This window comes from Novosphingobium aureum, assembly GCF_015865035.1.
Lineage (GTDB): Bacteria > Pseudomonadota > Alphaproteobacteria > Sphingomonadales > Sphingomonadaceae > Novosphingobium > Novosphingobium aureum.
Map to the genome: position 1 here is coordinate 147,555 of NZ_JADZGI010000003.1, position 24,229 is coordinate 171,783.

Here is a 24,229-nt window from a genome sequence, read left to right on the forward strand (position 1 = left end):
CGTGCTGCTCTCCTTACCAGGCGTGCTCTTCGCCGTTCCACTTGTAGAAGTTGCCGGTGTCCTCGAGCTTCCAGCCCTTGGCGAGCTCGATGATCTGTGCGGCGCTGTCCTGCGGGGTGATCTCGGCGTCGGGGCCGCCCATGTCGGTCTGGACGTAGCCGGGGTGGATCACGCCGACGACGATGCCGCGCTCCTTCAGGTCGATGGCGACCGAACGCATCATGCGGTTGAGCCCCGCCTTGGTCGCGACATAGGGATAGAAGCCGCCGTAGGGCCAGGTCGAGGCGGCGAGCTGGCTAGAGAAGTTGATCACCTTGCTGCCGTCGCGCAGGCGCGGGAGGAAGGCGACGAGCACGCGCAAGGGGCCCTTGAGCATGATCTCGACGGTCTCGTCGAAGTCCTTCCAGTCGACGCTGTCGAGTTGGGCGCGGGTCTCGCCCGTGACCCCGGCGACGTTGTAGAGGATGTCGATGGGCTCATCGCCGGTCGACGCCGCGCCGCTCGCGACCGAGGCGTCCTTGCCGACGTCCATCTCGTGCACGGTGAGCTTGCCGCCCGAACCTGCCGCGAGGGCGGCGAGATCGTCCGCCTTGGCAGGATTGCGCACCAGCGCGAAGACGTGGTCGCCAGCGGCGAGGTGCTGCCTGGCCAGTTCGAGCGCGATGCCGCGCCCGGCCCCGGTGATTGCCACGGTTGCCATGAAATTCCTTTCCTTCAGGTCCTCTCGGCGGGGATGACGAAGGCTGCGTGTCAGCTATCGGCTCGCCCGCTCGATTCTCGTTTGGGACAAGTCTGGTGGAGCCGGGCAGGGGAGGGCACCTGTCCTTTGTGAGAGAACGCCCGGCTGAGCCTGGGTTCAACGAGTCTCGTAGAGCTGCTGCATGGTGCGCGCGGAAAAGGCGCGCAGGCGTTCCATGCGTTCGCCCTCGCCGAAGATCGGCGCGTGCAGGAGCATGCCCATGTGCATCGCGCTGGTGAAGTCGTGCGCGAGCTTGAGCAGGTCCCAGTGATCCTGCCACTGGGGGAACGCCTCGATCATCTCGCTCGACCAGACCGCGTCGTAGCGTCGGGCGGCGGGATCGAAGATCGCGGCAAGTTCGCCGTCGGTGCGTGCGGCCACCGCCAGTTCGAGCCATGCGGCATAGTCGCGCGTCTGGACCGAGCGCCAGTGCGCGTCGCAGGCCAGTTCGATCAGCGGCTCGCCGCCATGCGCCTCGATCGCGGTGAAGTAGTCCTCGAGGAAGGTGCGCATGCGGTGGTAGACGACGTGCTCGACCACGGCGCCGACCAGTTCCATGCGAGTCTGGAAGTGGTGGTGCATCGCCCCGCGCGAGACCCCGCTGCGCGCCGCGACGGCGCTGGTGGTAAGCCCGGGATAGCCGCCTTCGACGAGGCAATCGACCGCGGCGAGCACCAGCTGGTCGCGCATCAGCGCACTCTTGCGCTGCTGCCACTTGGCCGGCAGCTCGGCCGCATGCGCGGGATTGAGGGCGGCAAGTACGCGCTCGGTGATCTCGATCGGTTCGCTGGCCATCATGCCTCCATCGTCGAGCCCGGCCTACGTTTTCGCTACCTAGCCAAATATGCAGGTAGGCCGGCTGCGAATGGTGTATCATAAAAACCGGCAGAAGAGTCGGTTTATCGAGATCCGACCGGAAAACGACCAGATTGCGTGCTCACAGGACACGCCGGGGCATACCGCGGAATAACCTGCGGGTGCCGGTCGAGAGGAGAGGAGCTGACGGATGAAGGCCGTTCACGCGTCACGTTTCCAGTGGTCCCTTGCCATGCGCGAGCACGGCACGGCGCTGCACGCCTCTCATCACGCCAAGCTCTGAGAAGGAACCCGCCATGAACATCCAGTCCAAGGTTTCACGCTACTCGCAGGAATTCGACCCGCCGGTGCGCGGCGATCCGATCACCGCCGAACGCTACATCTCCAAGGAGTACATGGAGGCGGAGAATAAGAACCTGTGGCCCAAGGTCTGGCATCTGGGCGGGCTGCTCGCCGAGCTCGAAGAGCCGGGCGACATCGTGCGTCACGATTTCGGCAAGGAGTCTGTGATCCTGGTGCGCCAGGAAGACGAGAGCATCAAGGCGTTCTACAACACCTGCCCGCACCGCGGTAACCGCCTCGTGCTCGGCGAGGAAGCCAGTGTTCCGCGCATCGTGTGCTCGTACCACAGCTGGACCTACGACCTCGACGGTACGCTTTCCAAGGTGCAGGACCCCGACGATTTCGAGGGCGGCAACCCCTGCGGCAAGATCCACCTGAGCGAACTGCGCTGCGAGACCTGGGGCCCCTTCGTGTTCTGGTGCATGGACGATGACGTAGCCCCGCTCGAAGAGTGGCTCGCGCCGTTCCCCGAGCGCCTCAAGGGCTATGGCATCGACAACTGGGTGCGCGTGCTCAAGCTCTCGTGCGATGCGGAATTCAACTGGAAGATCATCCGCGACAACTTCAACGAGAGCTACCACCTGCCCACGATCCATCCCGAGCTGGCGACCTTCATCAATGACGGCCTGCCCGACACGCTGTTCGAGATGTACCCCTCGGGCCACAACTCGATGTGGATGAAGGGCCATCAGGCCACCACCCGCACCGACTATCACACGACCGAGGTGCCCGCCCCGCTCGACGAGGTGGCTGCGGCCTGGGGGCTCGATCCGGCCGAGTTCAACGGGCGCACCGGCGACCTGCGCGAGGCGATCGTCGCGGCCAAGCGCAAGCTCGGACCCGAGCGCGGCTTCACCAATTACGAGAACATGACCGACCAGCAGCTGGTCGACTATTTCCACTGCACCCTGTTCCCCAATCTCACCCTGACGATGAGCCCGGAACAGCTGCAGGTGCTGCGCACCGAACCGCATCCGACCGATCCGGAGAAGTGCATCTTCCAGCACTGGTGCCTCTACCCCCCGGTCGAGGGGATGAAAGAAGTCGTCACCCCGATCGGCAGCGTTCCTCTGCGTCATGACGAGGTCGCGCGCCATTCGGTCTACGGCGATGGCGTCTCGCTCGGCTTCGTCGCCGATCAGGACCTCTCGATCGGCACCAGCCAGCAGCAGGGCCTCAACTCGCGCGGCTTCAAGGGCTGCCACCTGCCCAACCAGGAAAAGCGCATCCAGCGCTTCCACGAGCTGCTCGACGACTACGTCTCGGGCAAGCTGCCCGAAGCCGGTCAGTAAGGGAGGCAGCGGCGATGACCGGAACGAGCGAACTCGAGCTTGCCCGCGGCATCGCCGCTCCCGCAGCGGGGGTGCCGGGGCGGCACTTCATGCAGATCGCGATGATGGTCGAGGATATCGAGACCGCCTGTGCGAACTGGACCCGCACGACCGGCGTCGGCCCGTTCCTGCACGTGCCCCACATTCGCCTCGACAGCTTCGACTATCGCGGCACCAAGGCCTCGGGCATCGATTTCTCGGTGGCGATCGCGCAGTCGGGCGGGGTCCAGATCGAGCTTGTCCAGCAGCACGACGATGGCCCCTCTGCCTACCGCGACATCATCGCGAAGGGCGCTCAGGGCTTCCACCATCTCGCGATCTACACCGGCGACTACGACGCGGTGCACGCCAGCTATATCGACCAGGGCTTCGTCGCCGCGGTCGAGGGTACCTTCGGCGGCTATCGCTTCGCCTATATCGATACCAGCGCGGCCATCGGCTGCATGATCGAGCTTATCGAGGAAAATCCGCTTCAGGGCGAGTTCTTCGAACGCGTGGCTGCTGCCGCGCACGACTGGGACGGTGTCACCGATCCCATCCGCCCGGGGTTTCCGGCTGCCGAGGACTGACCGGCGCGCTCTCTCCCTTGCGTCTTGGCTTTGTCTGACAGCAACACGTCCGGCCCCGGGCGTCTTTTCCCCCAACGAGAACAGACGAGAGGATTTCGCACATATGATCCAGTGCCCGGTCGAGGACCGTTTCGCCATCCAGGACGTCATGGTCGCCTATGCCCATGCCGTCGACAGCCTCCACGACCTCGACGCGATCTGCGACGTCTTCGTCGAGGATGCGGTTTTCGATCTCTCAGGGATCGGCTTTCCCAGCCTCGTCGGGCATGAACAGATCCGCGGTTTCTTCACCGACACCTTCGAGGCGATGTCGGCCCATGCGCACTACCTGACCAACTTCGCGATCACTGCCTACGACGGCGAGACCGCCTCGATCCGCGCCTATGTGATCGGCATGGGCAAGTACAAGGCGGGCGGCGGGATCACTGTCCATGGCCGCTATTACTTTGACGTGGTGAAGACGCCGGCGGGCTGGAAGGCCAAGCGTTACACGATGGACTTCCTCATCCCACTCGAGAGCTGAGCGGCGCCTCAGTCCGGGAGGCTCACCCCGAAGATCTCGCGGCGCGGCCAGCCGGTCTCGTCGTAGACCTGCTCGATGCCGCTCGCCGCGTAGATCTGCACGCCGAAGCCGGTGATCGTCCATTTCTCGAGATGGGCGCGCATCGCGAGGTAGGAGGGATGGCGGAAGTGGCCGAGCAGGTGCTCGACGCTTTCCCACTCCTCGAACACGTGGATCTTGCCCGGTTCGAGCGGATCGATCGCCCAATTGTAGGCGATGCAGCCGGTCTCGCCGCGGCTCGATGCAATGTGGTCGGCAGCGCCGGTGATGATGTCGCGGCAGGTCGCCTCACCGCCTTGCGCGCCACCTTCGTAGATCAGCCATCCGGCCACAATGATGCGCATGCGGGAATCCTCTCGTATTATCGGTTCTCCTGAGCCTAGGCAGCGAGGGGAGCGAAAACCTCTGGCACTTTTGGCAGGGGACGGCGTTGGCCAGGTGGCGGAGATATCCGCATGGAAATCATGGGAGAACCGAGAAAATGACAGGTCGTATCGCGGGCAAGGTGGCGCTGGTCACGGGCGGATCATCGGGTCTGGGCGCGGCTATCGTCGAGCGCTTCGCAGCCGAAGGTGCGGCGGTCGTCGTTGCCGACATCGACCGCGAAGCGGGCGAGGCACTCGTCGCCAGAATTGGCGCATCGGCGTCCTTCGTCATGCTCGACGTGCGCGAGGAGGCGCAATGGATCGCGGCCTTCGAACAGGTCGCGTCGACGCACGGGCTGCTCGACGTGCTCGTCAACTGCGCCGGGATCACCACATACGGTTCGGTCGAGGACCTGACCATGGACGCCTTCCGGCACGAGCTCGACGTCGACCTGCTCGGCCCGTTCCTGGGTTGCAAGCACGTCGTCCCGCTGATGCGCGCGAACGGTGAGGAGCCTCAGGCCAAGGGGCGCGGGGGTTCGGTGATCAACATCGCCTCGATGGCCAGCATCCGCGCCGAGCACTATCTCGCCGCCTACAATGCCGCCAAGGCCGGGGTCACGCACATGACCAAGTCGGCAGCGCTGCACTATGCGCGCAAGGGCTATGGCATCCGCTGCAATTCGGTGCACCCGGGCGTCATCCATACCCCGATCCTCGACAAGGTCCTTGCCCAGGCCGAGGATGCCAAGGCGCTGTTTGCCGAGTGGGAAGCACTGCATCCGGTCGGCAGGCTCGGCCAGCCCGAGGAGGTGGCGGCGCTGTGCCTCTACCTCGCCAGCGACGAGAGCGCGTTCGCCACTGGCGCCGAGTTCGTGCTCGACGGTGGTTCCTCGCTCTAGGACTCTGACCCCGACCCGCGCGGACGGGATATCCTGAATAAGATTAGCCGGATCAGATCGGGCGGATCTCGTCCTGCTGATGGATCTCGAGGATTTCGAAGACGTTGCCGAAGAAATCGCGGCAATAGGTGCCGGTGTAGCCGTGCTTTACCCCGTCCGCGTCGGTGCTGATCGCCTCGAGCGCGGGCGGGGTATGGACGGGAAGCCCGGCTGCAACGATGCGCTCGTGAACCGCGGCCACGTCCTCGACCTGGATCGCGAAATGGGTGTAGCCGTATTCGTTGACTCCGCGCGAAGGGTCCTGCGGCGCCTGCTTCGGCGCTGCATATTCGAAGACCTCGATCTGGCAGTTGCCGAGGCGGCAGAAGAACTGGCGCGCCGCGCTCCCCTCGAGGCCGACCACCGCGTCGATAAAGGGATTGTCGGCCCATTCTAGCGGTGCGACTTCTTCCACACCGCCCAGAATGTCGATGTAGAAGCGGCGCGCCTTGCCGAGGTCGGGGACCGAGACCCCGATATGGTGGACGCCGATGACGCCGGGCAGTGGGCTGGTCATGGTCACGTCCTTTCCTCGCGGATTCACACCTGCGTGAAACCGCCGTCCATCACGAGCTGGTCGCAGGTCATGAAGCTCGAGGCCTCGCTGGCGAGGAAGACCACGCCGCCTGCCATTTCCTCGGGTTCGCCGAGCCGACCGATCGGGTGCGAGACGTTCATCCCCGCGATGGCGGCATCGACCGAGGGTACCGCCCCCAGATCGACGTAGCGCTGCATGATCGAGCTGAGCATCGGGGTATTGATGCCGCCGGGATGCACCGAGTTGACGCGGATGTTGTAGCCGAGCGCCGCGAACTCTGCGCCAAGGCACTTGCTGAGCATCCCGATCGCGGCCTTGCTCACGCAGTAGGCAGCATTGAACGCGGCACCGTTGATCCCGCCCACGCTCGAGAAGTTCACCACAGAAGCCCCGCTCTTGCGCGCCTTGCCGCCCGCCTTGAGCATGTCGAGCATGACCTGCGCACCGATGATCGCACTGTCGACGTTGATCGCGTTGACCTTGTGGAACTCGGAGAGCGCGGTCTCCTCGAACTTGGTGACGATCGAGTAGCCGGCATTGTTCACCAGCACGTCGAGCCGTCCGTAGGTCTCGCGAACGAGCGTCTCGACCGTGCGCCAGTCAGCCTCGCTGGTGACGTCGTGCTTGCAGTAGTGATCGGCACCCTCGATCTCGGCGTCTTCGCGAAGATCGGTGGCGATGACGGTGGCACCGGCGGCCTTCATGGCCTTGACGATCTCGCGGCCGATGCCGCCGGCAGCGCCGGTGACGAGCGCAATTGTGTCGGGAAGGGCGATAGTCATGGAACTGTGTCCTTGTAGGTTCGGACGCTTACTGCGCGGTCCAGCCGCCATCGACGACCAGTTCGGCGCCGGTCATGTACGAGCTGTCGGCGCTGGCGAGGAAGAACACCGCGCTGGCCAGCTCGCTCGGGTCGGCAAGGCGCCCGATCGGGGTCTTGGCCGAGACCATGTCGACGAGATCCTGCGCTTTCTCGGCAACGCCGCTGTCTACCCAGCGCTGGAAGCCTTCCTTGAGCAACGGCGTGACGACGAAACCGGGGTGCAGCGAGTTGGCGCGCAGCGGCATCTTCTTTTCCGCGAACTCGAGCGCGATCGACTTGGTGAACAGGCGCACCGCGCCCTTGCTCGCATTGTAGCCGGAGACCTCGCTCATGCCCACGAGGCCCATGATCGAGCTGACGTTGATGATCGAGGAGCCGCCTTTGACGTCTGCGCCGCTCTCGGCCATCAGCGGCACGAAAGTGCGCACGCCCAGGAACACGCCGTCGACGTTGATGCTCATGATCCGCCGCCAGCCCTCGAGCGAGGTCTCGGCGACCGGACCGGTGAGGTCGATGCCGGCATTGTTGACAAGGATGTGCAGCTTGCCGTGGCGCTCTGCCACTGCATCGCGCGCGGCGGCCCAGTCGTCCTCGCTGGTCACGTTGGCCTGGACGTAGCTGGCGGCCTGCCCGAGCCTGTCCAGCGTCGATGTGGCAAGCTCGCTGTCGGGTGCATCGAGGTCGGTGAGCACGACCTCCGCGCCTTCGGCGAGGAAACGTTCGACACAGGCGAGACCGATCCCGCGAAGGCCACCGGTAACGAGGGCGACGCGCCCGGCAAGGCGCTGCGATCCAAGCTGTTCCATCGTCTCAGACCCCGTTCATGCCGGCGGTGCTGGCACCGTCCATGGTGAATTCGCTGCCCGAGCAGAAGCGGGTCTCGTCCGAGGCGAGCCAGGCGACCATGCCCGCGACCTCGTCAACCTGCGCCATGCGGCCCATCGGCGAGAGGCCTTCGTAGGCGGCGCGGGTGGCAGCCGGGTCCTGCGAGGTCTCGATCAGGTTGCCGATCATCGCGGTCTCGACGACGCCGGGCAGCACGGCATTGACGCGGATCGCGTACTTCTGGTTGCCCGCGTGCACCGCCGAGGACTTGACCAGCGCGACGACGGCCGACTTCGACACCGAGTAGGCGACGAAATTGCCCATCGCGCGGTGCGCGTTCATCGAGGAGTTGACGATGATCGAGCCGGTCGGCCCGTCCGGGTTCTTCGCCATCGCGCGCATCGCGTGCTGGACGGTGAGCATGACGCCGGTGAGGTTGACCCCCATGACGTTGTTCCAGCCCTCGATCGTGATGCTCTCGATCGAACCGTCACCGTTTTCGGTGCCGGCATTGGCAAAGGCAACGTCGAGCCTGCCATGCTTTTCGAGGATGTGGGCCATGAGGCCGTCCCAGGCAGCGGCATCGGTGACGTTGTGCTTGACGAACTCGGCGCCGGTGGCATCGCAGATCGACTTGGCGGCGGCCTCGTTCGAGCCGGTGAATATCACCGTCGCGCCTTCCGCGCACATGCGTTCGACGGTGCCTGCGCCGATACCCGAGGTTCCCCCGGTGACGAGCGCGACCTTGCCTTCGAGGCGTTTCACAGCATTCTCCCAGTTACACTTTGTCGTCCTACATGGCCCATCGAGCAATCGGGACAACCTATGATTTGAGCAAGGTGACTTTCCCCTTGGGCGGGTCCAGAAAACGAACCAAACAGGCAGAATTCTTTTTGGGAGCATGGAGAGACATGGCCGAACGCGACCCCGAAATCGCCGCCAAGCTGGGCGAAGACCGCAGCGAAGGCATCAGCTGGGCCGAACTCATGGAGCAGGACTCGCGCACACCGCCGGCGATCCTGACCGAGGAAAGCTACACCTTCCGCGGGTCCGACCCGATCCCCGCCGAGCGCTACACCAGCGAGGAATTCGCGAAGCTCGAGCGCGAGAAGATGTGGCCCTACGTGTGGCAGTTCGCCTGCCGCGAGGAGGACATCCCCGAGGAAGGCGACTACATCGTCTACGAGAACGCGGGCCGCTCTTTCCTCGTCTCGCGCCAGGATGACGGCTCGATCCGGGCCTTCCACAATGTCTGCCTCCACCGCGGTCGCAAGCTGCGCACCGAGGACGGGCACGCCGACAAGTTCGTGTGCCCCTTCCACGGCTTCGCCTGGAACAAGGACGCGAGCTTCGATTCGATGCCGTGCCAGTGGGACTTCCCGCACCTCAAGGAGCAGAACCTCGACCTGCCCGAGGCCGAGGTCGGTCGCTGGGCGGGCTACGTCTTCATCCGCGAGGAGAAGGGCGGCCCCACCCTCGAGGAATACCTCGCGCCGCTGCCCGAGCACTTCAAGCGCTGGCGTCACGAGGAATGCGCCACCGTGATGCGTGTCGCCAAGGAGGTTCCGGCCAACTGGAAGGTCGTGATGGAGGCCTTCATGGAGGCCTGGCACACCATCGTCACGCACCCGCAGCTGCTGCCCTTCACCGGCGATTCCAATGCCGCCTACTGGACCTGGGGCGACAACGTGAACGTCAACCTCACGCCGTTCGGCGTGATGAGCCCGCACCTCGAGAAGGGCCCCGATGGCGAGCGCGGCCAACAGTGGATCGTCGACCAGTTCATCCTCTACAACGGCCGTTCGGGCGACAACTACGAGGATGCCGCCAAGGACAACCCGATGGCGATCACCGTGCCCGAGGGCACGAGCGCGCGCGCGGCACTGGGTGCGGCGATGCGCAAGGCCTATACCGAAAGCACCGGCTACGACCACGAGGACGCCACTGACGCCGAGCTGCTCGATGCGCTGGTCTACAACGTGTTCCCCAACTTCGCGCCCTGGGGCGGCTACATGCCAAACATCGTCTACAACTGGCTGCCCGGAAAGACCCCGGATACCTGCGTGATGGAAGTGCGCATCCTCGCGCGCATTCCCAAGGGCCAGCCCATCCCGCGCGGCGCGCCGCTCAAGTTCCTGACGCTCGAGCAGAAGTGGACCGAAGCGCCCGAACTGGGCATTCTCGGCGACGTGTTCGAGCAGGACATGGACAACCTGCCTTACGTGCAGGAAGGTCTGCACGCCTCCAAGACGGGGCAGGTCAATCTCGGCAACTACCAGGAAATCCGCATCCGCCAGTTCCAGGACACCATGGTGAAGTACATCGAGGGTGACCTTGGCACGAAGGGTGGCGCGGCGTGAGCGGAGAAGGTGCTTACGGGGGCGAGGTTGCGCCCCCGGTGAAGGAAGACGAACACCCGCCGCGCATCGATTGCGTTTTGGTCTGCGGCGGGGTGTGGCACGACATGGACTTCGCCCGGCTCGAGCTGCTCAAGCTTCTTGCCGAGGACCAGAGCGTGCGTACCCGCGTGTTCGAGGACTACGAGAACATCGAGGCCATCGCCAAGGCCGACATCCTGATCAGCTACACCTGCGACGTGACGCCTTCGCTTCCGGCGCAGGAAGCGCTGCGCGACTGGTTGCGCAAGGGCGGGCGCTGGTATGCGCTGCACGGTACGAACTCGGTATTGCGCATGCTCGAGGACGGCTCCGACGCCGGGCTATGGGATGCGCCGCGCTGGGCACCGTTGTTCATGGACCTGCTCGGGACGCAGTTCGTCAGCCACCCGCCGATCGCGCCCTACACGGTCACGGTCGCCGATCCCGATCACGAACTGACGCGCGGGATCGAGCCCTTCGACACCACCGACGAGCTCTATCACATGGAGCGCCACGGCGACCTGCACGTCCTGCTCGAGACCGAGTGCAGCGAGGAAGGGACAGGCTTCGTCGAGGCTGCCGATGCGCCGGGTACGCACCCGGTCATGTACATCAAGCAGCACGGGCTCGGCGCGGTGCTCTACAATACGCTCGGGCACTGCCGCGGGCACTATGACCTGCAGCCGATGCTCGACTGGTGGCCCACCGTCGATCGCTGCGCATGGGACCTGCCGGTCTTCTACGATCTGCTGCGCCGTGGCATCGGTTGGATCAAGCAGCGCGAAAAGGCCTGACGCGGCAATCGCAAGGCTTACGAGCCCGCATGGAGCGAAAGATTAAGAGCCGGCCTTCTCTGCGCAGGAGAAGGCCGGTTTTTCTTTGGTCACGCTAGCGTGCAGAAGTCTCTGGGCCCGAAAAAAAGGGGGCGGTCGGATTGCTCCGGCCGCCCCTTTGCAAGGTGGGAGAGTTGCTTCTGGCCCGGTCTAGTCGACCAGGCCTGCATATCGGTCGAGCGCGCCGGCAGGGCCGTCGGGCCAGCGCGAGAGTACGAGCAGGCGCTTGTGCCCGCCGCCTACGGCGAGTTCGTCGGTAACGCCCATGCCGCCGTGGAACTGGATCATCTCGTGGCCGAGCGTCACCGAAGCTTCGGAAATGAACGCGCGTGCGCCCTCGACCGCCTTGGTGAACCCGCTCTCGCCCCACGAGACAAGCGCGAGGTTGAGCAGGCTGCGGCTCTGTTCGATCACCGCGTACTGCGCGACCATGCGGTGCTGGATCGCCTGGAACGAGCCGAGCGGCGCACCGAACTGATCGCGGGTGCGCAAGTAGTCGATTGTCTCGTCGAACAGGCGGCTCATGATGCCCAGCGCCTCGGCGCAGCGCGCGAGATTGGCGAAGGTCTGTGCCTCGGCGAGTTGCGCGAAGCCGCCCGAAAGGCGCTGGCCGGCATCGATCCGCGCGCCATCGAGCGTGAGCGAGGCGGTCACGCTGCCATCGGCCAGGTGCCATTCCCTAACGGTAAGTCCCGGAGTGTCGCGCGTGACGAGAAACAGGCCGATCCCATCGACTTCGCCCGGTGCACCGGACAGCCGCGCGCTGACGATGAAGCCGTCGGCGCCGCCACCGGCCACGCAATAGGGCTTCTCGCCGTCGAGGATATAGCCGCCCTCGGCTTCGCGTGCGCTGGTCTCTACCCAGCGACGGTCATCGCGCGAGGCGGTCTCGGCATGGGCAAGGACGAGGCGCTTTTCGCCGGTCGCCAGCGCCTCTGCCCATTCGCCCGCCAGCGCTTCGGGCGCGGTCGCGGCGAAGAGCCGCCCGGCCAGTACGGCGATCTCGGCGAGCGGTTCGACCACCAGCCCGCGGCCCAGCGCCTCGAATACGGTGGCAATGCCGGTTGCATCGAGATCGAGCCCGCCGAAATCTTCCGGCAACGGAGCCGCGATAAGACCCAGCTCGCCCAGAAGCTCCCAGTTCTTTGTCGAGAAACCACTTGGCTGCGCGAGAAAGGCGCGGCGGCTGTCGTGGTCATAATGATCGGTGACGAAGCGCTCGGTCAGAGCCTTGAGCATTTCTTCGTCTTCGTTGAGATCGAAGTTCACGTTCCACTCCCGTTGATCTGCAAGCACTAACACGGGAGCCTGCACCGCCTCCTCTGCGCAAAAGACTAGGGGTGTTCGGAAAAAATGCCTGTCTGCGGTCATTGTGCGGACCGGTCATGGGCACTACAACGATTGCAAGAGAGGACAATCATGCAATTGCTATTACAAGAAAAGGTCGATGCGGTCCGGGTCACGTCGCAGGACAACATCCGCTCGGCTGCCGAGGCCCTGAACCAGATCGCGCTCGATCACGGGATGCGCGCAGCGCCTGCCCACGACATCGCCGACAAGCGTACTCCGGTCGATGCCGAGGGCAATATCCTCGCGACCGAGGTGTTTGGCTGGGGGGATGACGACCGGGTGTGGTGGCGCAATTCGCGTATTGCGCTCGATTCGCCGCTGACCTCGGCCTGCCGCTTCGAGGGCCAGCCTTTCTGGGCCAATGCCGAGGGTTTCCGCACGCGCGAGCCCAACGCCTACCTCGATTCCATCGACATCGCCAATTTCGAGCAGCGCGCCATGACCCGCGCAGCGATCGCGGTGCCGGTCCACTTGCCTTTCGGCCAGATCGGCGCGGTCAGCTTCAATCCGCTCGACAAGGAGAAGACCGACCTTTCGGCGGAGTTCCTCGAACTTTCCGATGCGCTCGGCCTCTATGCACGCACTTTCATCGCGACGTATGTGCAGGTCATGGGCTCGACCCAGGCGCTGCCGCCTGAATCGCGCCTGTCCAAGCGCGAGGTCGAGTGCCTGCGCTGGGCCGCGATCGGCAAGACCGACCTTGAAATCAGCATGATCATGTCGCGCAGCCGTGCCACGGTGCGCTTCCACATCCACAACGCCGCGACCAAGCTCAACGCGGTCAACCGCAGCCAGACGGTCTTCAAGGCCGCACAGCTGGGTTACATCTCGCTGCACCGCTGAAGCTGCGCGGGGCGATGCCCCGCGCCGGCTTGCACCCTGCTGGCTTGCAGCCTCAGGGACGATCTTCCAGCACCAGCGCTGCTGCGCGCAGGCCGACCGCCATTGCCGGGGCATTGGTATTGCCGGTGACGTGACCGGGCATGATCGAGCAGTCCGCGACGCGCAGCCCCTCGACCCCGTTGACCCTGAGGCGCGGATCGACGACGGCCTCAGGGTCCGAGCCCATGCGGCACGAGCCGATCGCGTGAAGCCCGCAACTCGACAGGCGGCGGAACATCGCGAGGATGTCCTCGTCGCTCTCGCATTCCAGACCGGGGACAAGTTCGGGCCCCATCATCGGCCCCAGTGGCGGGGCGGCGATGAACTCGCGCATCTTGCGCACCAGCGCGATGGCCGACTTGCGGTCGTGCTCGGTGGTCAGGAAGTTGTGGCGGATATCGGGCGCATCGCCCGCATTCGGGCCTCCAATATGTACCGTGCTCTCGCTGGTGAGGCGTAGCAGCTGGCCGTAGACGGTGACGCCCGGCTTGGGGTCGATCTTGTCGAGCGGGACCGGATCGTTGTCGTCGCCGACCTTGAAGGTGTAGCCGCCCAGATAGAACTGCGCGTCGGTGCGCCCGTCGGGGTGCGCGACGTTGCAGAAGGCGCCGACCTCGAACGGCCCGGTCGCCATGATCCCGTCGTGGCGCAGCAGGTAGCGCGCCATGGCCATGACCGCGCCGAGGCCGAAGAAGCTCTTGTTGGTGCCCTTGCCACGGGCGAGGCGATAGGGGATCGAGAGCGAGAGATGCTCGATCATGCGTTCGCCTACGTCGGGCAGGTCGACCAGCGGCTCGATTCCCGCCGCGCGCAGCTTCTCGGCGCGGCCGATGCCCGACCTTTGCAGCAAGAGCGGGCTTTCCATCGCGCCTGCGCACACAATCACCTCGCCCGAGCAGGCGAAGAAGCGCGACTTGCCATCGACCAGTGTCTCGACCCCGCTCGCGCGCTTGCCCTCGAAGACCACGCGCTGCGCGAGGACCCCGGTCTTAACCGTCATGTTGGGTCGCTTGCGCGCGGCGGCGAGGTAGGTGCGTGCCGAGGAGTCGCGCTTGCCCTTGCGGATGTTGTGGCTGAACAGGCCGACGCGCGGGCCGGGCGTGCCGTTGAGATCGTCGACGCGCCTGAGCCCGATCGACTCGCCCGATTCGATCATCTTCTCGGCGAGCGGATAGGTATAGCAGGCCGGATTCACGCGAACGAGGCCGCCGCTGCCGCGCATGGCCGACGGACCTGCGGCATGGTCTTCCAGTTCGAGAAAGGCGCGCGTCATGCTCTCGCCGTTCCAGCCGGTCGCGCCTGCGTCGCGCTCCCAGGCGTCGTAGTCCGCAGGCTCGCCGCGGCTCCAGATCATGCCGTTGATCGAGGACGAGCCGCCCAGGCCCTTGCCGCGGATCCAGACCTCGCCGCCAGAGGCGTTGGCGCCTTCCTCGCGCGGCTGCGCGACCGGGTAGGCCCACATGTGCTCGGGCTTCTTGACCAGCTTGGCGACGCCCTTGGGCAAGGTCACCCAGAAGCTGTCGTTCTCGCCGCCCGCCTCGAGCAGCAGCACGCGCGAACGTCCGTCCGCACTCAGCCGCTCGGCCATGACGCAACCGGCGGATCCACCGCCGACAATGATGTAATCCCAGGTGTCAGGCATGTTCTTTCTCCCGCCGACATGCCTCGCACGGGCTGGCACAAAGGCCACCCTAGCGTTTTGATGAGTCACAATAGTGGCTTGGGTGGGCGTACATGAGGGGCAATGACCGAACGCCAGTATCGGATTGGGAGCAAGATGCACGCGATCGCCGAAAGGCTTTTCACTCAAGATGTTCCGCCGCGCCTCGTCGGCGGCCGTGACCGTCAGTCAGGGCGCATCGTCTTCCCGTGCCCCGAGGGCGAGAGCCACGAGCCGGTGGCGCTGTCGAGCGAGGGCACCTTGTGGTCCTATACCGTGCAGCGCTTCCGTCCCAAGACCCCGCCCTATGCGGGCCCCGAGGCGTTCGAACCCTGGATCGTCGCCTATGTCGAGCTGCCCGGCGAGGTCATCGTCGAGGCGCGTCTCGTCGACGTCGCCTTCGAGGACGTGCGCATCGGCATGAAGGTCAGCTTCAAGCCCGCCCCGCTCGATCCCGCAGCGCCCGAGGGCGTGATGATCCCCGCCTACGTTCCGGCAGGAGAGGCAGCATGAGCGACGTATGCATCGTCGGTATCGGCATCCATCCCTTCGGGCGCACCGACGGCGTTTCTGGCGTGGACCAGGGGGTCAACGCCGTGCGTGCCGCGCTGGCCGACGCCGGGATCGCCTGGCCCGACGTCCAGTTTGCCTACGGCAGTTCCGATTCCGCGGGCAATCCCGACACCATGGTCGACCGCCTCGGCCTGACCGGCATGCAGTTCATCAACGTGCGCAACGGCTGCGCGGCGGGTGGCTCGGCGCTGTTCAGCGCGCAGATGGCGATCAAGTCGGGCGAGTTCGACCTCGGTCTCGCGGTGGGCTTCGACAAGCACCCGCGCGGCGCGTTCAACGCGCTGCCCAGCGAATACAACCTGCCCGAGTGGTACGGCGATGCCGGCTACATGGTCACCACCCAGTTCTTTGCGGCCAAGATCATGCGCTACATGGCCATGTTCGGCATCTCGCGAAAGTCGCTGGGCATGGTCGCCGAGAAGGCCTTCCGCAACGCGGTCCACGCGCCCCATGCCTGGCGCCGCAGCCCGGTCGCGCTCGAGGACATCCTCGAGGCGCCCATGGTCTCCGACCCTTATTCCAAGTTCATGTTCTGCTCTCCGGCAGAAGGCGGCGTCGCGCTGATCCTCGCCAGCGAGAAGAAGGCGCGCGAACTGGGCAAGCCGCTGATCCGGCTCAAGGCCGCGACGATGCGCACGCGCCCGCCGCACAGCTTCGAGGTCTTCGCGCCGATGGTCGACGTCGTCGAGAATGACAGCGGCCCGCGCGGGACGGCATCGCGGATTGCCTCGGCCGATGCTTTCAGGCTTGCCGGGATCGGTCCCGAGGACATCGCGCTCGCCCAGCTGCAGGATACCGAGGCCGGTGCGGAGATCATGCATATGGCCGAGAACGGCTTTTGCGCCGATGGTGAGCAGGAGCGCTGGCTGGCCGAAGGGCGCACCGAGATCGGTGGCGCGCTTCCGGTCAATACCGATGGCGGCTGCCTTGCCTGCGGCGAGCCGATCGGCGCCTCGGGCCTGAGGCAAGTCTACGAGAACGTCGTGCAGCTGCGCGGGGATGCGGGGGGACGCCAGGTCCCCGGAAATCCGAAGACGGCCTATAGCCACGTCTACGGTGCCCCCGGCGTGTCGGCCGTGACCATTCTGGAACGATAAGAACGCATATGGACATCGAACTTTCCCCCGACGACGCAGCCTTCCGCGACATGGTCCGCGCCTTCCTGCGCGAGAGCCTGCCTGCCGAAGTGAAGGCCGGCGCTGCTGCGACCCCCTCGGTCTTCGTCGAGCCCGAGATCGGGCAGGCCTGGAACGCGGTCCTCAACGAGAAGGGCTGGCTGGGCTACCAGTGGCCTGCTGAACATGGCGGTACGGGCTGGACCCCGCTCCAGCGCTACCTGTTCGAGAAGGAGTGCGCCTCTGCCGGTGCGCCGAACCTGACCGTGCTCGGCCTCAAGCTGCTCGCACCGGTCCTGTGGAACTTCGGGTCGGACGAGCAGAAGGCGCATTACCTGCCGCGCATCCTGTCGGGCGAGGACTACTGGTGCCAGGGCTTCTCCGAGCCGGGCGCGGGTTCCGACCTCGCCAGCCTCAAGACCCGCGCGGTCCTCGAGGGCGACAGCTACCGGGTCAACGGATCGAAGATCTGGACCACCCATGCCCACCACGCGAACTGGATGTTCACGCTGGTCCGCACCAATACCGAGGTGAAGAAGCAGGCCGGCATTTCGTTCCTGCTGATCGACTTGTCGAGCCCGGGCGTATCGGTGCGCCCGATCCTCACCAATGCCGGTGACCACGAGGTCAACCAGGTGTTCCTCGAGGACGTGATCGTCCCGGCGGAAAACCTCGTCGGCGGCGAGGGGCAGGGCTGGACCATCGCCAAGTTCCTGCTCGAGAACGAGCGCGGCGGTTCGTGCCACGCGCCCAAGCTGTGCTACGATCTCGACCAGATCGAGGCGGTCTCGCAGCGCGAGAGCGACGGGCGTGGCGGCAAGCTGGCCGACGATCCGCAGTGGCGCCGCCGCATCGCCAAGGCACGCCTCCAGGTCGATGCGCTCGAGATGATCGAGCTCAAGATCATCTCCGAGATCGCCAAGGGCCGCAAGCCGGGCCCGCAGACCTCGCTGACCAAGCTGCTCGCCTCGAACCTGCGCCAGGAACTCGACCTGATCTCGGTCGACCTGTTCGGCGTGGCCGGGCTTCAGCTCGAGACGACGCGCCCGCTCTACGGTCCCGACGCGCCGCAGCCGGTGCACGACAAGGGCGCCCAGATCGCCTCGGCGCGCTACCTCAACAGCCGCGCCTGGACCATCTTCGGGGGCACCAACGAGATCCAGAACACGATCATCGCCAAGTCCGTGCTTGGCCTGTGACGGCGTTCGGCGCACCATCGCGCAAACCGCTTCAACGGATTAACGAGAGAGAGGATTTTCCATGCAGCTGAACCGCGAGGCACTGACCCGCGCCTATCGGCAGATGAAGCTGATCCGGGAATTCGAGGAAAGGCTCCACGAGGAGATCCAGACTGGCGAGATCGCCGGCTTCACCCACCTCTACTGCGGCCAGGAAGCGGTCGCGGTGGGCGTGTGCGAACACCTGACCGAGCGTGACAAGATCGTCTCGACCCACCGCGGCCACGGCCACTGCCTCGCCAAGGGCTGCGACGTGCAGGGCATGATGAAGGAAATCTGGGGCAGCCAGGAAGGCCTTTGCAACGGCAAGGGCGGCTCGATGCACATCGCTGACATCGACAAGGGCATGCTCGGCGCCAACGGCATCGTCGGCGCGGGCGCGCCGATCGCGGTCGGCGCGGCGCTATCCAACAAGATCGACGGCCCCGACGAGAACGGCGAACTGGCCATCTCGATCGCCTTTTCGGGCGACGGTGCCTGCAACCAGGGCACGACCTTCGAGGCGATGAACCTCGCCGTCGTGACCAAGGCGCCGGCGATCTTCGTCTTCGAGAACAACCACTATTCCGAGCACACCGGCGACGACTACGCGGTCGGCACGAAGAACGACATCGCCAGCCGCGCCGAGGCCTTCGGGATGAAGGTGTGGCGCGCCGACGGCACCGACTTCTTCGCGGTCTACGATACCTTCCGCGAGGTGCTCGAATACGTGCGCGTGCCCGGCAATGGCCCGGCCGCGGTCGAGTTCGACACCGAGCGCTTCTTCGGCCACTTCGAGGGCGATCCGCAGCGCTATCGCGGCAAGGGCGAGCTCGATCGCCTGCGGGCCGAGCGCGACTGCATCAAGATCTTCCGCAAGAACGTGACCGGCGCGGCGCTGCTCGAGGATGCGGATCTCGACAAGATCGACGAGGAGACGCTCAAGGCCATCGAGGACGCGGTGGAAGCCTCGCGCTCCGCTGCGCGCCCGCAGCCCGAGAACGTCCTCGACAACGTCTACATCAGCTACTGAGGCAGGAGCGAGAACAATGGCAAAATTGATGTATCGCGACGCCATCCGCAACACGATCTTCCAGGAAATGCAGCGTGACGAGCGCGTCGTCGTCCTCGGCGAAGACGTCGTAGGCGGCATGGGAACCGCGGGCGGCCCCGAGGCCATCGGTGGCATCTGGTCGACCTCGACCGGCTTCTACGACGCCTTCGGTCCCGAGCGTGTGATCGACACCCCGATCTCGGAAAGCGCGATCATGGGTGCGGCAGGCGGTCTCGCCCTCGCGGGCAAGCGCCCCGTCGCCGAGATCATGTTCGCCGACTTCATCGGCGTGTGCATGGACCAGCTGTGGAACCAGATCGCCAAGTTCCGCTACATGTTCGGCGGCAAGTCGGTCTGCCCGGCAGTGATCCGCATGCCTTGCGGCGCGGGCTACAACGCCGCCGCGCAGCACAGCCAGATGATCAGCCAGTTCGTCACCGGCATGCCCGGCATCAAGGTGGTCATGCCCGCCACGCCCGAGGATGCCTGCGGCCTGCTGCGCCAGGCGATCCGCGACGATGACCCGGTGGTCTTCCTCGAGCACAAGTTCCTTTACGGGATGAGCGGCGAGGTCAACGAGGACCCCGATTTCTGCATCCCCTTCGGCCACGCGCGCCTTGCCCGTGCGGGTGAGGACGTGACCGTGGTCGCGACCGGGATGATGGTCGGCTACGCCGAGACCGCCGCCGACGATCTCGCGCAGGATGGTGTGGGCTGCGACGTGCTCGACTTGCGCACGACTTCCCCGCTCGACGAGGAGGCGATCCTCGACTCGGTCGAGCAGACCGGGCGCCTGGTGATCGTCGACGAGGCACCGCCGCGCTGCAACCTCGCGACCGACATCGCCGCGCTGGTCGCCAGCAAGGCTTTCGCCAGCCTCAAGGCGCCGATCGAGATGGTCACCCCGCCGCATACGCCGGTGCCATTCGCGCGCGAACTCGAAGGCGCCTACCTGCCGAGCCCGGTCAAGGTTGCCGCTGCGGTTCGCAAGACTCTCGAATACCGTTGAGGAGGAGCCGGACATGAGCCGTATCCGTGCCTTCACGATGCCGAAATGGGGCATCGAGATGACCGAGGGGACCATCGCTGAATGGATGGTCAGCGAGGGAGATAGCTTCAAGCGCGGCGATACGCTGTGCCTGATCGAAACCGCCAAGATCACCAACGAGGTCGAGGCCGAGTACGACGCGACGGTGCGCAAGATCGTCATCGGCGGTGGCAGCGAGGCCGAGCCTGTCGGTGCGCTGCTTGCCGTCTTCGACGACGGCAGCAATCCCGACGATGCGATCGAGGCGTTCGTCGCCGGGTTCAAGCCCGCCGAGGGCGGCGTCGCGCAAGGTGCGTCCAAGGGCAAGGGCGAAGGCGAAAGCACGCCGCGCGCAGAGCCCGAAGTGGCCGAGGCCGCGAGCGCGCCCAAGCAGCGCATCAAGATCGACACCAACCGTCCGATCAGCCCCGAGGCGCTGCGTCTCGCCGAAGAGGAAGCGCTCGATATCTCGGATATCGTGGGTTCGGGCCGCGAGGGCCGGATCACGCACCAGGACGTGGTCAAGGCACTGCGCGGGACGGCCTCGCCGTCGCTCAAGGGGCCGGTCGCGGTCGAGCCGGACGATCTCGCCGTCTTCGCTTCGCCGCTTGCGCGTCGCATCGCCAAGATCAACGGCATCTCGCTTTCGGGCGTGACCGGGACTGGCGCACGCGGTCGCATCTCCAAGGCCGACGTGCTCGCACTGGTGCCCAAGCCCGCTTCGGGCTCGATCGGCACGCCCGACTTCGTCGCCGGTGAAAACCGCCCCGAGATCGTGCCCTTCGACCGCATCCGCAAGGTCGTCGCCCAGCGCCTCACCCAGGCCAAGCAGGAGCTGCCGCACTTCTACCTGCGCATGTCGGCAAGCGCGGATGCCCTGCTCGAGATGCGCAAGAGCGCGAACCTCGTGCTGGGCTGCAAGGCCTCGGTCAACGACTGGATCGTCAAGGCCTCGGCCATGGCGCTGGTGCGCCATCCCGACGTCAACGTGCAGGTCCACGGGCAGGAGATCCACCGCTTCCCGCATGCTGACGTCTCGATCGCGGTCGCAGGGCCCAAGGGTCTCGTCACCCCGGTCGTGCGCCAGGCGAACCTCATGCGCATCGACCAGCTTGCCGCCGAGACGCGGCGCCTGATCGACAAGGTGCAGGGCAAGGGCCTGTCGATGGAGGACATGGAAGGCGGGACCTTCTCGGTCTCGAACCTAGGCATGTTCGGCATCGAGAACTTCGATGCGATCATCAACCCGCCGCAGGGCGCGATCCTCGCCGTGGGTGCTGCAAGCCGCCAGCCCGTCGAGACCGCCACCGGAGGCATCGCCTTCGAGAACCGCATCAGCTTCACCCTCTCGGTCGACCACCGCGCCATCGACGGCGCAGCGGGCGCGCAGTTCCTCGCGACGCTCAAGGACCTGATCGAGAAACCCGAAGGAATTTTCGCATGACGAGCCCGATCAAGCCGGGACCGCTCAAGGCGCTGGGCGACGTGATCCAGCTGGCCTACTACCCCACCGATTTCGACGCTGCGATGAAGTACTGGATCGAGACCGTCGGTGTCGGCCCGTTCTTCGTGCTCAACGATGTGCGCCTTGGCGACATGAAGTACAAGGGCCAGCCGGTCGACGCACCGTTCACGATGGCGATCGGCTACTGGGGCGACATCCAGATCGAGCTGATCAAGTGCGAGGGCGATGCGCCTTCGCTCTACAACGGCGAATATGCCGTGCGCGACCGCCTGCACCATGTCTGCGTCTTCGTTAAGGACATCAACGAGGCGCGCGCGGCTTGTGCCGAGGCCGGGGCCGAGATCATCGTCGAGGGTACCGTGGGCGAGGATGGCGGCGTGATCTACGTCGATCCGGGCCAGGGCCCGGGATTCGTGATAGAGTACCTCCAGCCGATGGGCGGCTCGGAAGGTCTTTTCCAGATGATGAAGGATGCTGCACGCGACTGGGACGGCAGCGATCCGGTGAGGGTGCTGCAATGACCGTTCTCCAGACCAACGCAGGCGCCATCAGCGACTACGCGCTCGACATGGGCGCGAAGGTCGAGGCCTTCGTGCGCGAGGTCGTCGTGCCCTACGAGAAGGACACGAGGCGCGATCATCACGGTGCTCCGACCGACGAGCTCGTCATGGAAATGCGCGAGAAGGCGCGTGCGGCGGGCGTGCTTACCCCGCATATCCGCGATGACGGCTCGCACCTCACCCAGCGCGAGACCGCCTATGTGCTGATCAAGTCGGGCCTCTCGACGCTCGGCCCGCTCGCGTGCAACACCTTCGCGCCCGACGAGGGCAACATGTACCTCATCGGCCACGTCGGCAGCCCCGAACTCAAGGAGCGCTTCCTCGCGCCGCTCGTCTCGGGCGAGGCGCGCTCGGCCTTCTTCATGACCGAGCCGGCCGAATGGGGCGGTGCGGGTTCCGATCCCTCGATGATGAAGACCACCTGCCGCAAGGACGGCAATCACTGGGTGGTCTCGGGGCGCAAGACCTTCATCACCGGCGCCAAGGGCGCGAAGGTCGGGATCGTCATGGCGGCCAGCGCCGAGGAGGACACCAAGGGCGGCGCCTGCATGTTCCTCGTCGACCTGCCCGATGACGCCATTCGCATCGACGAGATCCCCAACACCATCGACAACTCGATGCCCGGCGGCCACGCGACGCTGACCATCGACGAGATGCGCATCCCCGCCGACCAGATGCTGGGCGAGCCGGGCGAGGGCTTCAAGTACGCACAGGTCCGCCTCTCGCCGGCGCGCCTCTCGCACTGCATGCGCTGGCTGGGCGCCTGCATCCGCGCGCACGAGATCGCCACCGACTATGCCTGCCGCCGCGAGGCCTTCGGCAAGCTGCTGATCGATCACGAGGGCGTGGGCTTCATGCTCGCCGAGAACAAGATCCTGATCGAGCAGTGCGAACTGATGATCGACTGGTGCGCGGCGGTGCTCGACACCGGCTCGCTCGGGACGGTCGAAAGCTCGATGACCAAGGTTTCGGTCAGCGAGGCGATGATGAAGATCGCCGACAACTGCGTGCAGGTCATGGGTGGCACCGGGGTCACCGACCGCACCATCGTCGAGCAGGTCTTCCGCGAGGTGCGTGCCTTTCGTATCTACGACGGCCCGACCGAGGTCCACAAGTGGAGCCTCGCCAAGAAGATCAAGCGCGAATGGAAGAAGGCGAACGAGGCGTCATGACCAGCGTTGTCGAAGCCAATACCGGCACCACCGCGGTGCGCGAGGGTTTTGCCTTCGACGAGGCCGCTCTCGAGGGCTGGCTGAAGGCGCAGGTCGCGGACTATGCCGGGCCGATGCAGGTCGAGCAGTTCAAGGGCGGGCAGTCCAACCCGACCTACAAGCTGGTCACCCCTTCGCGCAGCTACGTCCTGCGGCGCAAGCCGCCGGGCGAGCTGCTCAAGGGCGCCCACGCGGTCGAGCGCGAGGCCAAGGTGCTCAGCGCACTCCACGCGGCGGGCTTCCCGGTGGCCAAGGTCTACGGGCTGTGCACCGATGACACGGTGATCGGCACCTGGTTCTACGTCATGGAGATGGTCGAGGGCCGTATCTTCTGGGACGCGACCGTGCCCGGCGTCGCGAACGAGGAGCGCGCGGCGATCTTCGATGCGATGAACGCGACCATCGCCCAGCTGCACGGCTTCGATCCCGAGGCGATCGGCCTTGGCGACTATGGCAAGCCGGGCAATTACTTCGCGCGGCAGGTCGGGCGCTGGTCGCGCCAGTACCGCGAGGACGAGCTTGCCGGGCGCAACGAGGACATGGATGCGGTCATCGACTGGCTCGAAGCCGAGATGCCCGAGGACGACGGCGCATCCTCGGTGATCCACGGCGATTTCCGCATCGACAACATGATCTTCCACCCCACCGAGCCGCGCATTCTCGCGGTGCTCGACTGGGAGCTCTCGACGCTGGGGCATCCGCTGGCCGACTTCGCCTATCACGCGATGATGTACCGCATGCCCCCGCATATCGTCGCGGGGCTGGGCGGGGCGGACATCGCCGCGCTCGGCATCCCGAGCGAGGAGGACTACGTCGCGGCCTATTGCCGGCGCACCGGGCGCGAGAGCCTGCCCGACTACCGCTATTACCTCGCCTTCAACTTCTTCCGCCTTGCCGCGATCTTCCACGGGATCAAGGGGCGCGTGCTGCGCGGCACGGCGTCGAACGCTCAGGCGCGCGAGCGGGCCGAGGCCTTCCCCGAACTGGCACGGCTCGCGCTCGCGGCGGCGCGCGGCGAGTAATACCGGTGAGCGCCCGGGCGAGTAAACCTGC

General features: G+C 65.7%; 25 protein-coding genes. 16 read left to right on the plus strand and 9 right to left on the minus strand.

Going from position 1 to position 24,229, the window contains the following annotated elements; all coding sequences use genetic code 11:
* Positions 1-13: 13 nt before the first annotated feature.
* Together I5E68_RS16230 and I5E68_RS16235 are read right to left on the minus strand one after the other, a co-directional pair.
* Complete coding sequence (locus tag I5E68_RS16230; protein WP_197165954.1) at positions 14-700, minus strand: SDR family NAD(P)-dependent oxidoreductase; 687 nt, start codon at positions 698-700, stop codon at positions 14-16.
* Between the two features lie 156 nt (positions 701-856).
* A complete protein-coding gene (locus I5E68_RS16235) occupies positions 857-1,534 on the minus strand; it encodes a TetR/AcrR family transcriptional regulator (RefSeq protein ID WP_197165956.1) in 678 nt (225 codons plus the stop codon).
* 317 nt (positions 1,535-1,851) lie between these two features.
* Between I5E68_RS16235 and I5E68_RS16240 the strand changes: the two genes are divergently transcribed.
* The 3 genes from I5E68_RS16240 (at position 1,852) to I5E68_RS16250 (ending at position 4,320) form a co-directional block, all read left to right on the plus strand.
* The gene (locus I5E68_RS16240; RefSeq protein ID WP_197165958.1) at positions 1,852-3,189 is read left to right on the plus strand and encodes an aromatic ring-hydroxylating oxygenase subunit alpha; all 1,338 of its coding nucleotides are present in this window, start codon (positions 1,852-1,854) and stop codon (positions 3,187-3,189) included.
* 14 nt (positions 3,190-3,203) lie between these two features.
* Positions 3,204-3,797: a VOC family protein gene (locus I5E68_RS16245; RefSeq protein WP_228727281.1), complete on the plus strand. Its 594-nt coding sequence runs from the start codon at positions 3,204-3,206 to the stop codon at positions 3,795-3,797.
* Positions 3,798-3,900: 103 nt separating this feature from the next.
* A complete protein-coding gene (locus I5E68_RS16250; RefSeq protein WP_197165961.1) occupies positions 3,901-4,320 on the plus strand; it encodes a nuclear transport factor 2 family protein in 420 nt (139 codons plus the stop codon).
* Between the two features lie 8 nt (positions 4,321-4,328).
* Here I5E68_RS16250 and I5E68_RS16255 read toward each other — a convergent pair whose 3' ends face one another.
* On the minus strand, positions 4,329-4,703 hold the full coding sequence (locus tag I5E68_RS16255; RefSeq protein ID WP_197165963.1) for a putative quinol monooxygenase: 375 nt from the start codon (positions 4,701-4,703) through the stop codon (positions 4,329-4,331).
* A gap of 137 nt (positions 4,704-4,840) precedes the next feature.
* Here I5E68_RS16255 and I5E68_RS16260 point away from each other — a divergent pair, with 137 nt between their 5' ends.
* A complete protein-coding gene (locus I5E68_RS16260) occupies positions 4,841-5,626 on the plus strand; it encodes a glucose 1-dehydrogenase (RefSeq protein ID WP_197165965.1) in 786 nt (261 codons plus the stop codon).
* Between the two features lie 52 nt (positions 5,627-5,678).
* On the opposite strand, the gene I5E68_RS16265 is transcribed toward I5E68_RS16260, so the two are convergent.
* From I5E68_RS16265 to I5E68_RS16280, 4 genes are read right to left on the minus strand one after another with little or no spacing between them, the layout of a single operon-like run.
* Positions 5,679-6,182 (minus strand): VOC family protein, encoded by a 504-nt coding sequence (locus I5E68_RS16265; RefSeq protein WP_197165967.1) that lies wholly within the window; start codon positions 6,180-6,182, stop codon positions 5,679-5,681.
* Positions 6,183-6,205: 23 nt separating this feature from the next.
* A complete protein-coding gene (locus tag I5E68_RS16270; RefSeq protein WP_197165969.1) occupies positions 6,206-6,985 on the minus strand; it encodes an SDR family oxidoreductase in 780 nt (259 codons plus the stop codon).
* A 28-nt stretch (positions 6,986-7,013) separates the two neighbouring features.
* Complete coding sequence (locus tag I5E68_RS16275) at positions 7,014-7,832, minus strand: SDR family NAD(P)-dependent oxidoreductase (protein WP_197165972.1); 819 nt, start codon at positions 7,830-7,832, stop codon at positions 7,014-7,016.
* 4 nt (positions 7,833-7,836) lie between these two features.
* Complete coding sequence (locus I5E68_RS16280) at positions 7,837-8,616, minus strand: SDR family NAD(P)-dependent oxidoreductase (protein ID WP_197165974.1); 780 nt, start codon at positions 8,614-8,616, stop codon at positions 7,837-7,839.
* 146 nt (positions 8,617-8,762) lie between these two features.
* On the opposite strand from I5E68_RS16280, the gene I5E68_RS16285 reads away from it, so the two are divergent.
* Together I5E68_RS16285 and I5E68_RS16290 are read left to right on the plus strand one after the other, a co-directional pair.
* Entirely contained in the window at positions 8,763-10,211 is a 1,449-nt protein-coding gene (locus I5E68_RS16285; RefSeq protein ID WP_197165976.1) for an aromatic ring-hydroxylating oxygenase subunit alpha, read from the plus strand.
* Entirely contained in the window at positions 10,208-11,023 is an 816-nt protein-coding gene (locus I5E68_RS16290) for a ThuA domain-containing protein (protein WP_197165979.1), read from the plus strand. Before I5E68_RS16285 ends, I5E68_RS16290 begins: the two co-directional genes overlap by 4 nt.
* A 189-nt stretch (positions 11,024-11,212) precedes the next feature.
* On the opposite strand, the gene I5E68_RS16295 is transcribed toward I5E68_RS16290, so the two are convergent.
* On the minus strand, positions 11,213-12,331 hold the full coding sequence (locus I5E68_RS16295) for an acyl-CoA dehydrogenase family protein (protein WP_197165981.1): 1,119 nt from the start codon (positions 12,329-12,331) through the stop codon (positions 11,213-11,215).
* 150 nt (positions 12,332-12,481) lie between these two features.
* On the opposite strand from I5E68_RS16295, the gene I5E68_RS16300 reads away from it, so the two are divergent.
* Positions 12,482-13,255, plus strand: coding sequence for a helix-turn-helix transcriptional regulator (locus I5E68_RS16300; RefSeq protein ID WP_197165983.1), 774 nt, complete (start codon positions 12,482-12,484; stop codon positions 13,253-13,255).
* Positions 13,256-13,307: 52 nt separating this feature from the next.
* Here the strand turns inward: I5E68_RS16300 and I5E68_RS16305 are convergent, their stop codons facing one another.
* Positions 13,308-14,936, minus strand: coding sequence for a GMC family oxidoreductase (locus I5E68_RS16305; protein ID WP_197165984.1), 1,629 nt, complete (start codon positions 14,934-14,936; stop codon positions 13,308-13,310).
* Between the two features lie 102 nt (positions 14,937-15,038).
* Here I5E68_RS16305 and I5E68_RS16310 point away from each other — a divergent pair, with 102 nt between their 5' ends.
* The 9 genes from I5E68_RS16310 to I5E68_RS16350 all read left to right on the plus strand — a co-directional run bounded on the left by I5E68_RS16310 (position 15,039) and on the right by I5E68_RS16350 (position 24,198).
* Positions 15,039-15,467: a Zn-ribbon domain-containing OB-fold protein gene (locus tag I5E68_RS16310; protein ID WP_370463782.1), complete on the plus strand. Its 429-nt coding sequence runs from the start codon at positions 15,039-15,041 to the stop codon at positions 15,465-15,467.
* On the plus strand, positions 15,464-16,624 hold the full coding sequence (locus I5E68_RS16315) for a thiolase family protein (protein ID WP_197165985.1): 1,161 nt from the start codon (positions 15,464-15,466) through the stop codon (positions 16,622-16,624). The genes I5E68_RS16310 and I5E68_RS16315 overlap by 4 nt, the downstream gene beginning before the upstream one ends.
* An 8-nt stretch (positions 16,625-16,632) precedes the next feature.
* A complete protein-coding gene (locus tag I5E68_RS16320) occupies positions 16,633-17,841 on the plus strand; it encodes an acyl-CoA dehydrogenase family protein (protein WP_197165986.1) in 1,209 nt (402 codons plus the stop codon).
* Positions 17,842-17,902: 61 nt separating this feature from the next.
* The gene (locus I5E68_RS16325; RefSeq protein WP_197165987.1) at positions 17,903-18,892 is read left to right on the plus strand and encodes a thiamine pyrophosphate-dependent dehydrogenase E1 component subunit alpha; all 990 of its coding nucleotides are present in this window, start codon (positions 17,903-17,905) and stop codon (positions 18,890-18,892) included.
* A gap of 16 nt (positions 18,893-18,908) precedes the next feature.
* The gene (locus tag I5E68_RS16330; protein WP_197165988.1) at positions 18,909-19,922 is read left to right on the plus strand and encodes an alpha-ketoacid dehydrogenase subunit beta; all 1,014 of its coding nucleotides are present in this window, start codon (positions 18,909-18,911) and stop codon (positions 19,920-19,922) included.
* Positions 19,923-19,935: 13 nt separating this feature from the next.
* Positions 19,936-21,384, plus strand: coding sequence for a 2-oxo acid dehydrogenase subunit E2 (locus I5E68_RS16335; protein ID WP_197165990.1), 1,449 nt, complete (start codon positions 19,936-19,938; stop codon positions 21,382-21,384).
* Positions 21,381-21,926, plus strand: coding sequence for a VOC family protein (locus I5E68_RS16340; RefSeq protein WP_197165992.1), 546 nt, complete (start codon positions 21,381-21,383; stop codon positions 21,924-21,926). Before I5E68_RS16335 ends, I5E68_RS16340 begins: the two co-directional genes overlap by 4 nt.
* Positions 21,923-23,137 (plus strand): acyl-CoA dehydrogenase family protein, encoded by a 1,215-nt coding sequence (locus tag I5E68_RS16345; protein WP_228727283.1) that lies wholly within the window; start codon positions 21,923-21,925, stop codon positions 23,135-23,137. Before I5E68_RS16340 ends, I5E68_RS16345 begins: the two co-directional genes overlap by 4 nt.
* Positions 23,134-24,198 carry a phosphotransferase gene (locus tag I5E68_RS16350; protein WP_197165994.1) on the plus strand — a complete coding sequence of 355 codons (1,065 nt, stop codon included), beginning with the start codon at positions 23,134-23,136 and terminating at the stop codon, positions 24,196-24,198. Before I5E68_RS16345 ends, I5E68_RS16350 begins: the two co-directional genes overlap by 4 nt.
* Positions 24,199-24,229 lie beyond the last annotated feature (31 nt).

Coding starts and splice junctions, on each gene's coding strand:
- I5E68_RS16230 (WP_197165954.1), bottom strand. CDS start 700: ATGGCAACCGTGGCAATCACCGGGGCCGGGCGCGGCATCGCGCTCGAA.
- I5E68_RS16235 (WP_197165956.1), bottom strand. CDS start 1,534: ATGGCCAGCGAACCGATCGAGATCACCGAGCGCGTACTTGCCGCCCTC.
- I5E68_RS16240 (WP_197165958.1), top strand. CDS start 1,852: ATGAACATCCAGTCCAAGGTTTCACGCTACTCGCAGGAATTCGACCCG.
- I5E68_RS16245 (WP_228727281.1), top strand. CDS start 3,204: ATGACCGGAACGAGCGAACTCGAGCTTGCCCGCGGCATCGCCGCTCCC.
- I5E68_RS16250 (WP_197165961.1), top strand. CDS start 3,901: ATGATCCAGTGCCCGGTCGAGGACCGTTTCGCCATCCAGGACGTCATG.
- I5E68_RS16255 (WP_197165963.1), bottom strand. CDS start 4,703: ATGCGCATCATTGTGGCCGGATGGCTGATCTACGAAGGTGGCGCGCAA.
- I5E68_RS16260 (WP_197165965.1), top strand. CDS start 4,841: ATGACAGGTCGTATCGCGGGCAAGGTGGCGCTGGTCACGGGCGGATCA.
- I5E68_RS16265 (WP_197165967.1), bottom strand. CDS start 6,182: ATGACCAGCCCACTGCCCGGCGTCATCGGCGTCCACCATATCGGGGTC.
- I5E68_RS16270 (WP_197165969.1), bottom strand. CDS start 6,985: ATGACTATCGCCCTTCCCGACACAATTGCGCTCGTCACCGGCGCTGCC.
- I5E68_RS16275 (WP_197165972.1), bottom strand. CDS start 7,832: ATGGAACAGCTTGGATCGCAGCGCCTTGCCGGGCGCGTCGCCCTCGTT.
- I5E68_RS16285 (WP_197165976.1), top strand. CDS start 8,763: ATGGCCGAACGCGACCCCGAAATCGCCGCCAAGCTGGGCGAAGACCGC.
- I5E68_RS16300 (WP_197165983.1), top strand. CDS start 12,482: ATGCAATTGCTATTACAAGAAAAGGTCGATGCGGTCCGGGTCACGTCG.
- I5E68_RS16305 (WP_197165984.1), bottom strand. CDS start 14,936: ATGCCTGACACCTGGGATTACATCATTGTCGGCGGTGGATCCGCCGGT.
- I5E68_RS16310 (WP_370463782.1), top strand. CDS start 15,039: ATGACCGAACGCCAGTATCGGATTGGGAGCAAGATGCACGCGATCGCC.
- I5E68_RS16315 (WP_197165985.1), top strand. CDS start 15,464: ATGAGCGACGTATGCATCGTCGGTATCGGCATCCATCCCTTCGGGCGC.
- I5E68_RS16320 (WP_197165986.1), top strand. CDS start 16,633: ATGGACATCGAACTTTCCCCCGACGACGCAGCCTTCCGCGACATGGTC.
- I5E68_RS16325 (WP_197165987.1), top strand. CDS start 17,903: ATGCAGCTGAACCGCGAGGCACTGACCCGCGCCTATCGGCAGATGAAG.
- I5E68_RS16330 (WP_197165988.1), top strand. CDS start 18,909: ATGGCAAAATTGATGTATCGCGACGCCATCCGCAACACGATCTTCCAG.
- I5E68_RS16335 (WP_197165990.1), top strand. CDS start 19,936: ATGAGCCGTATCCGTGCCTTCACGATGCCGAAATGGGGCATCGAGATG.
- I5E68_RS16340 (WP_197165992.1), top strand. CDS start 21,381: ATGACGAGCCCGATCAAGCCGGGACCGCTCAAGGCGCTGGGCGACGTG.
- I5E68_RS16345 (WP_228727283.1), top strand. CDS start 21,923: ATGACCGTTCTCCAGACCAACGCAGGCGCCATCAGCGACTACGCGCTC.
- I5E68_RS16350 (WP_197165994.1), top strand. CDS start 23,134: ATGACCAGCGTTGTCGAAGCCAATACCGGCACCACCGCGGTGCGCGAG.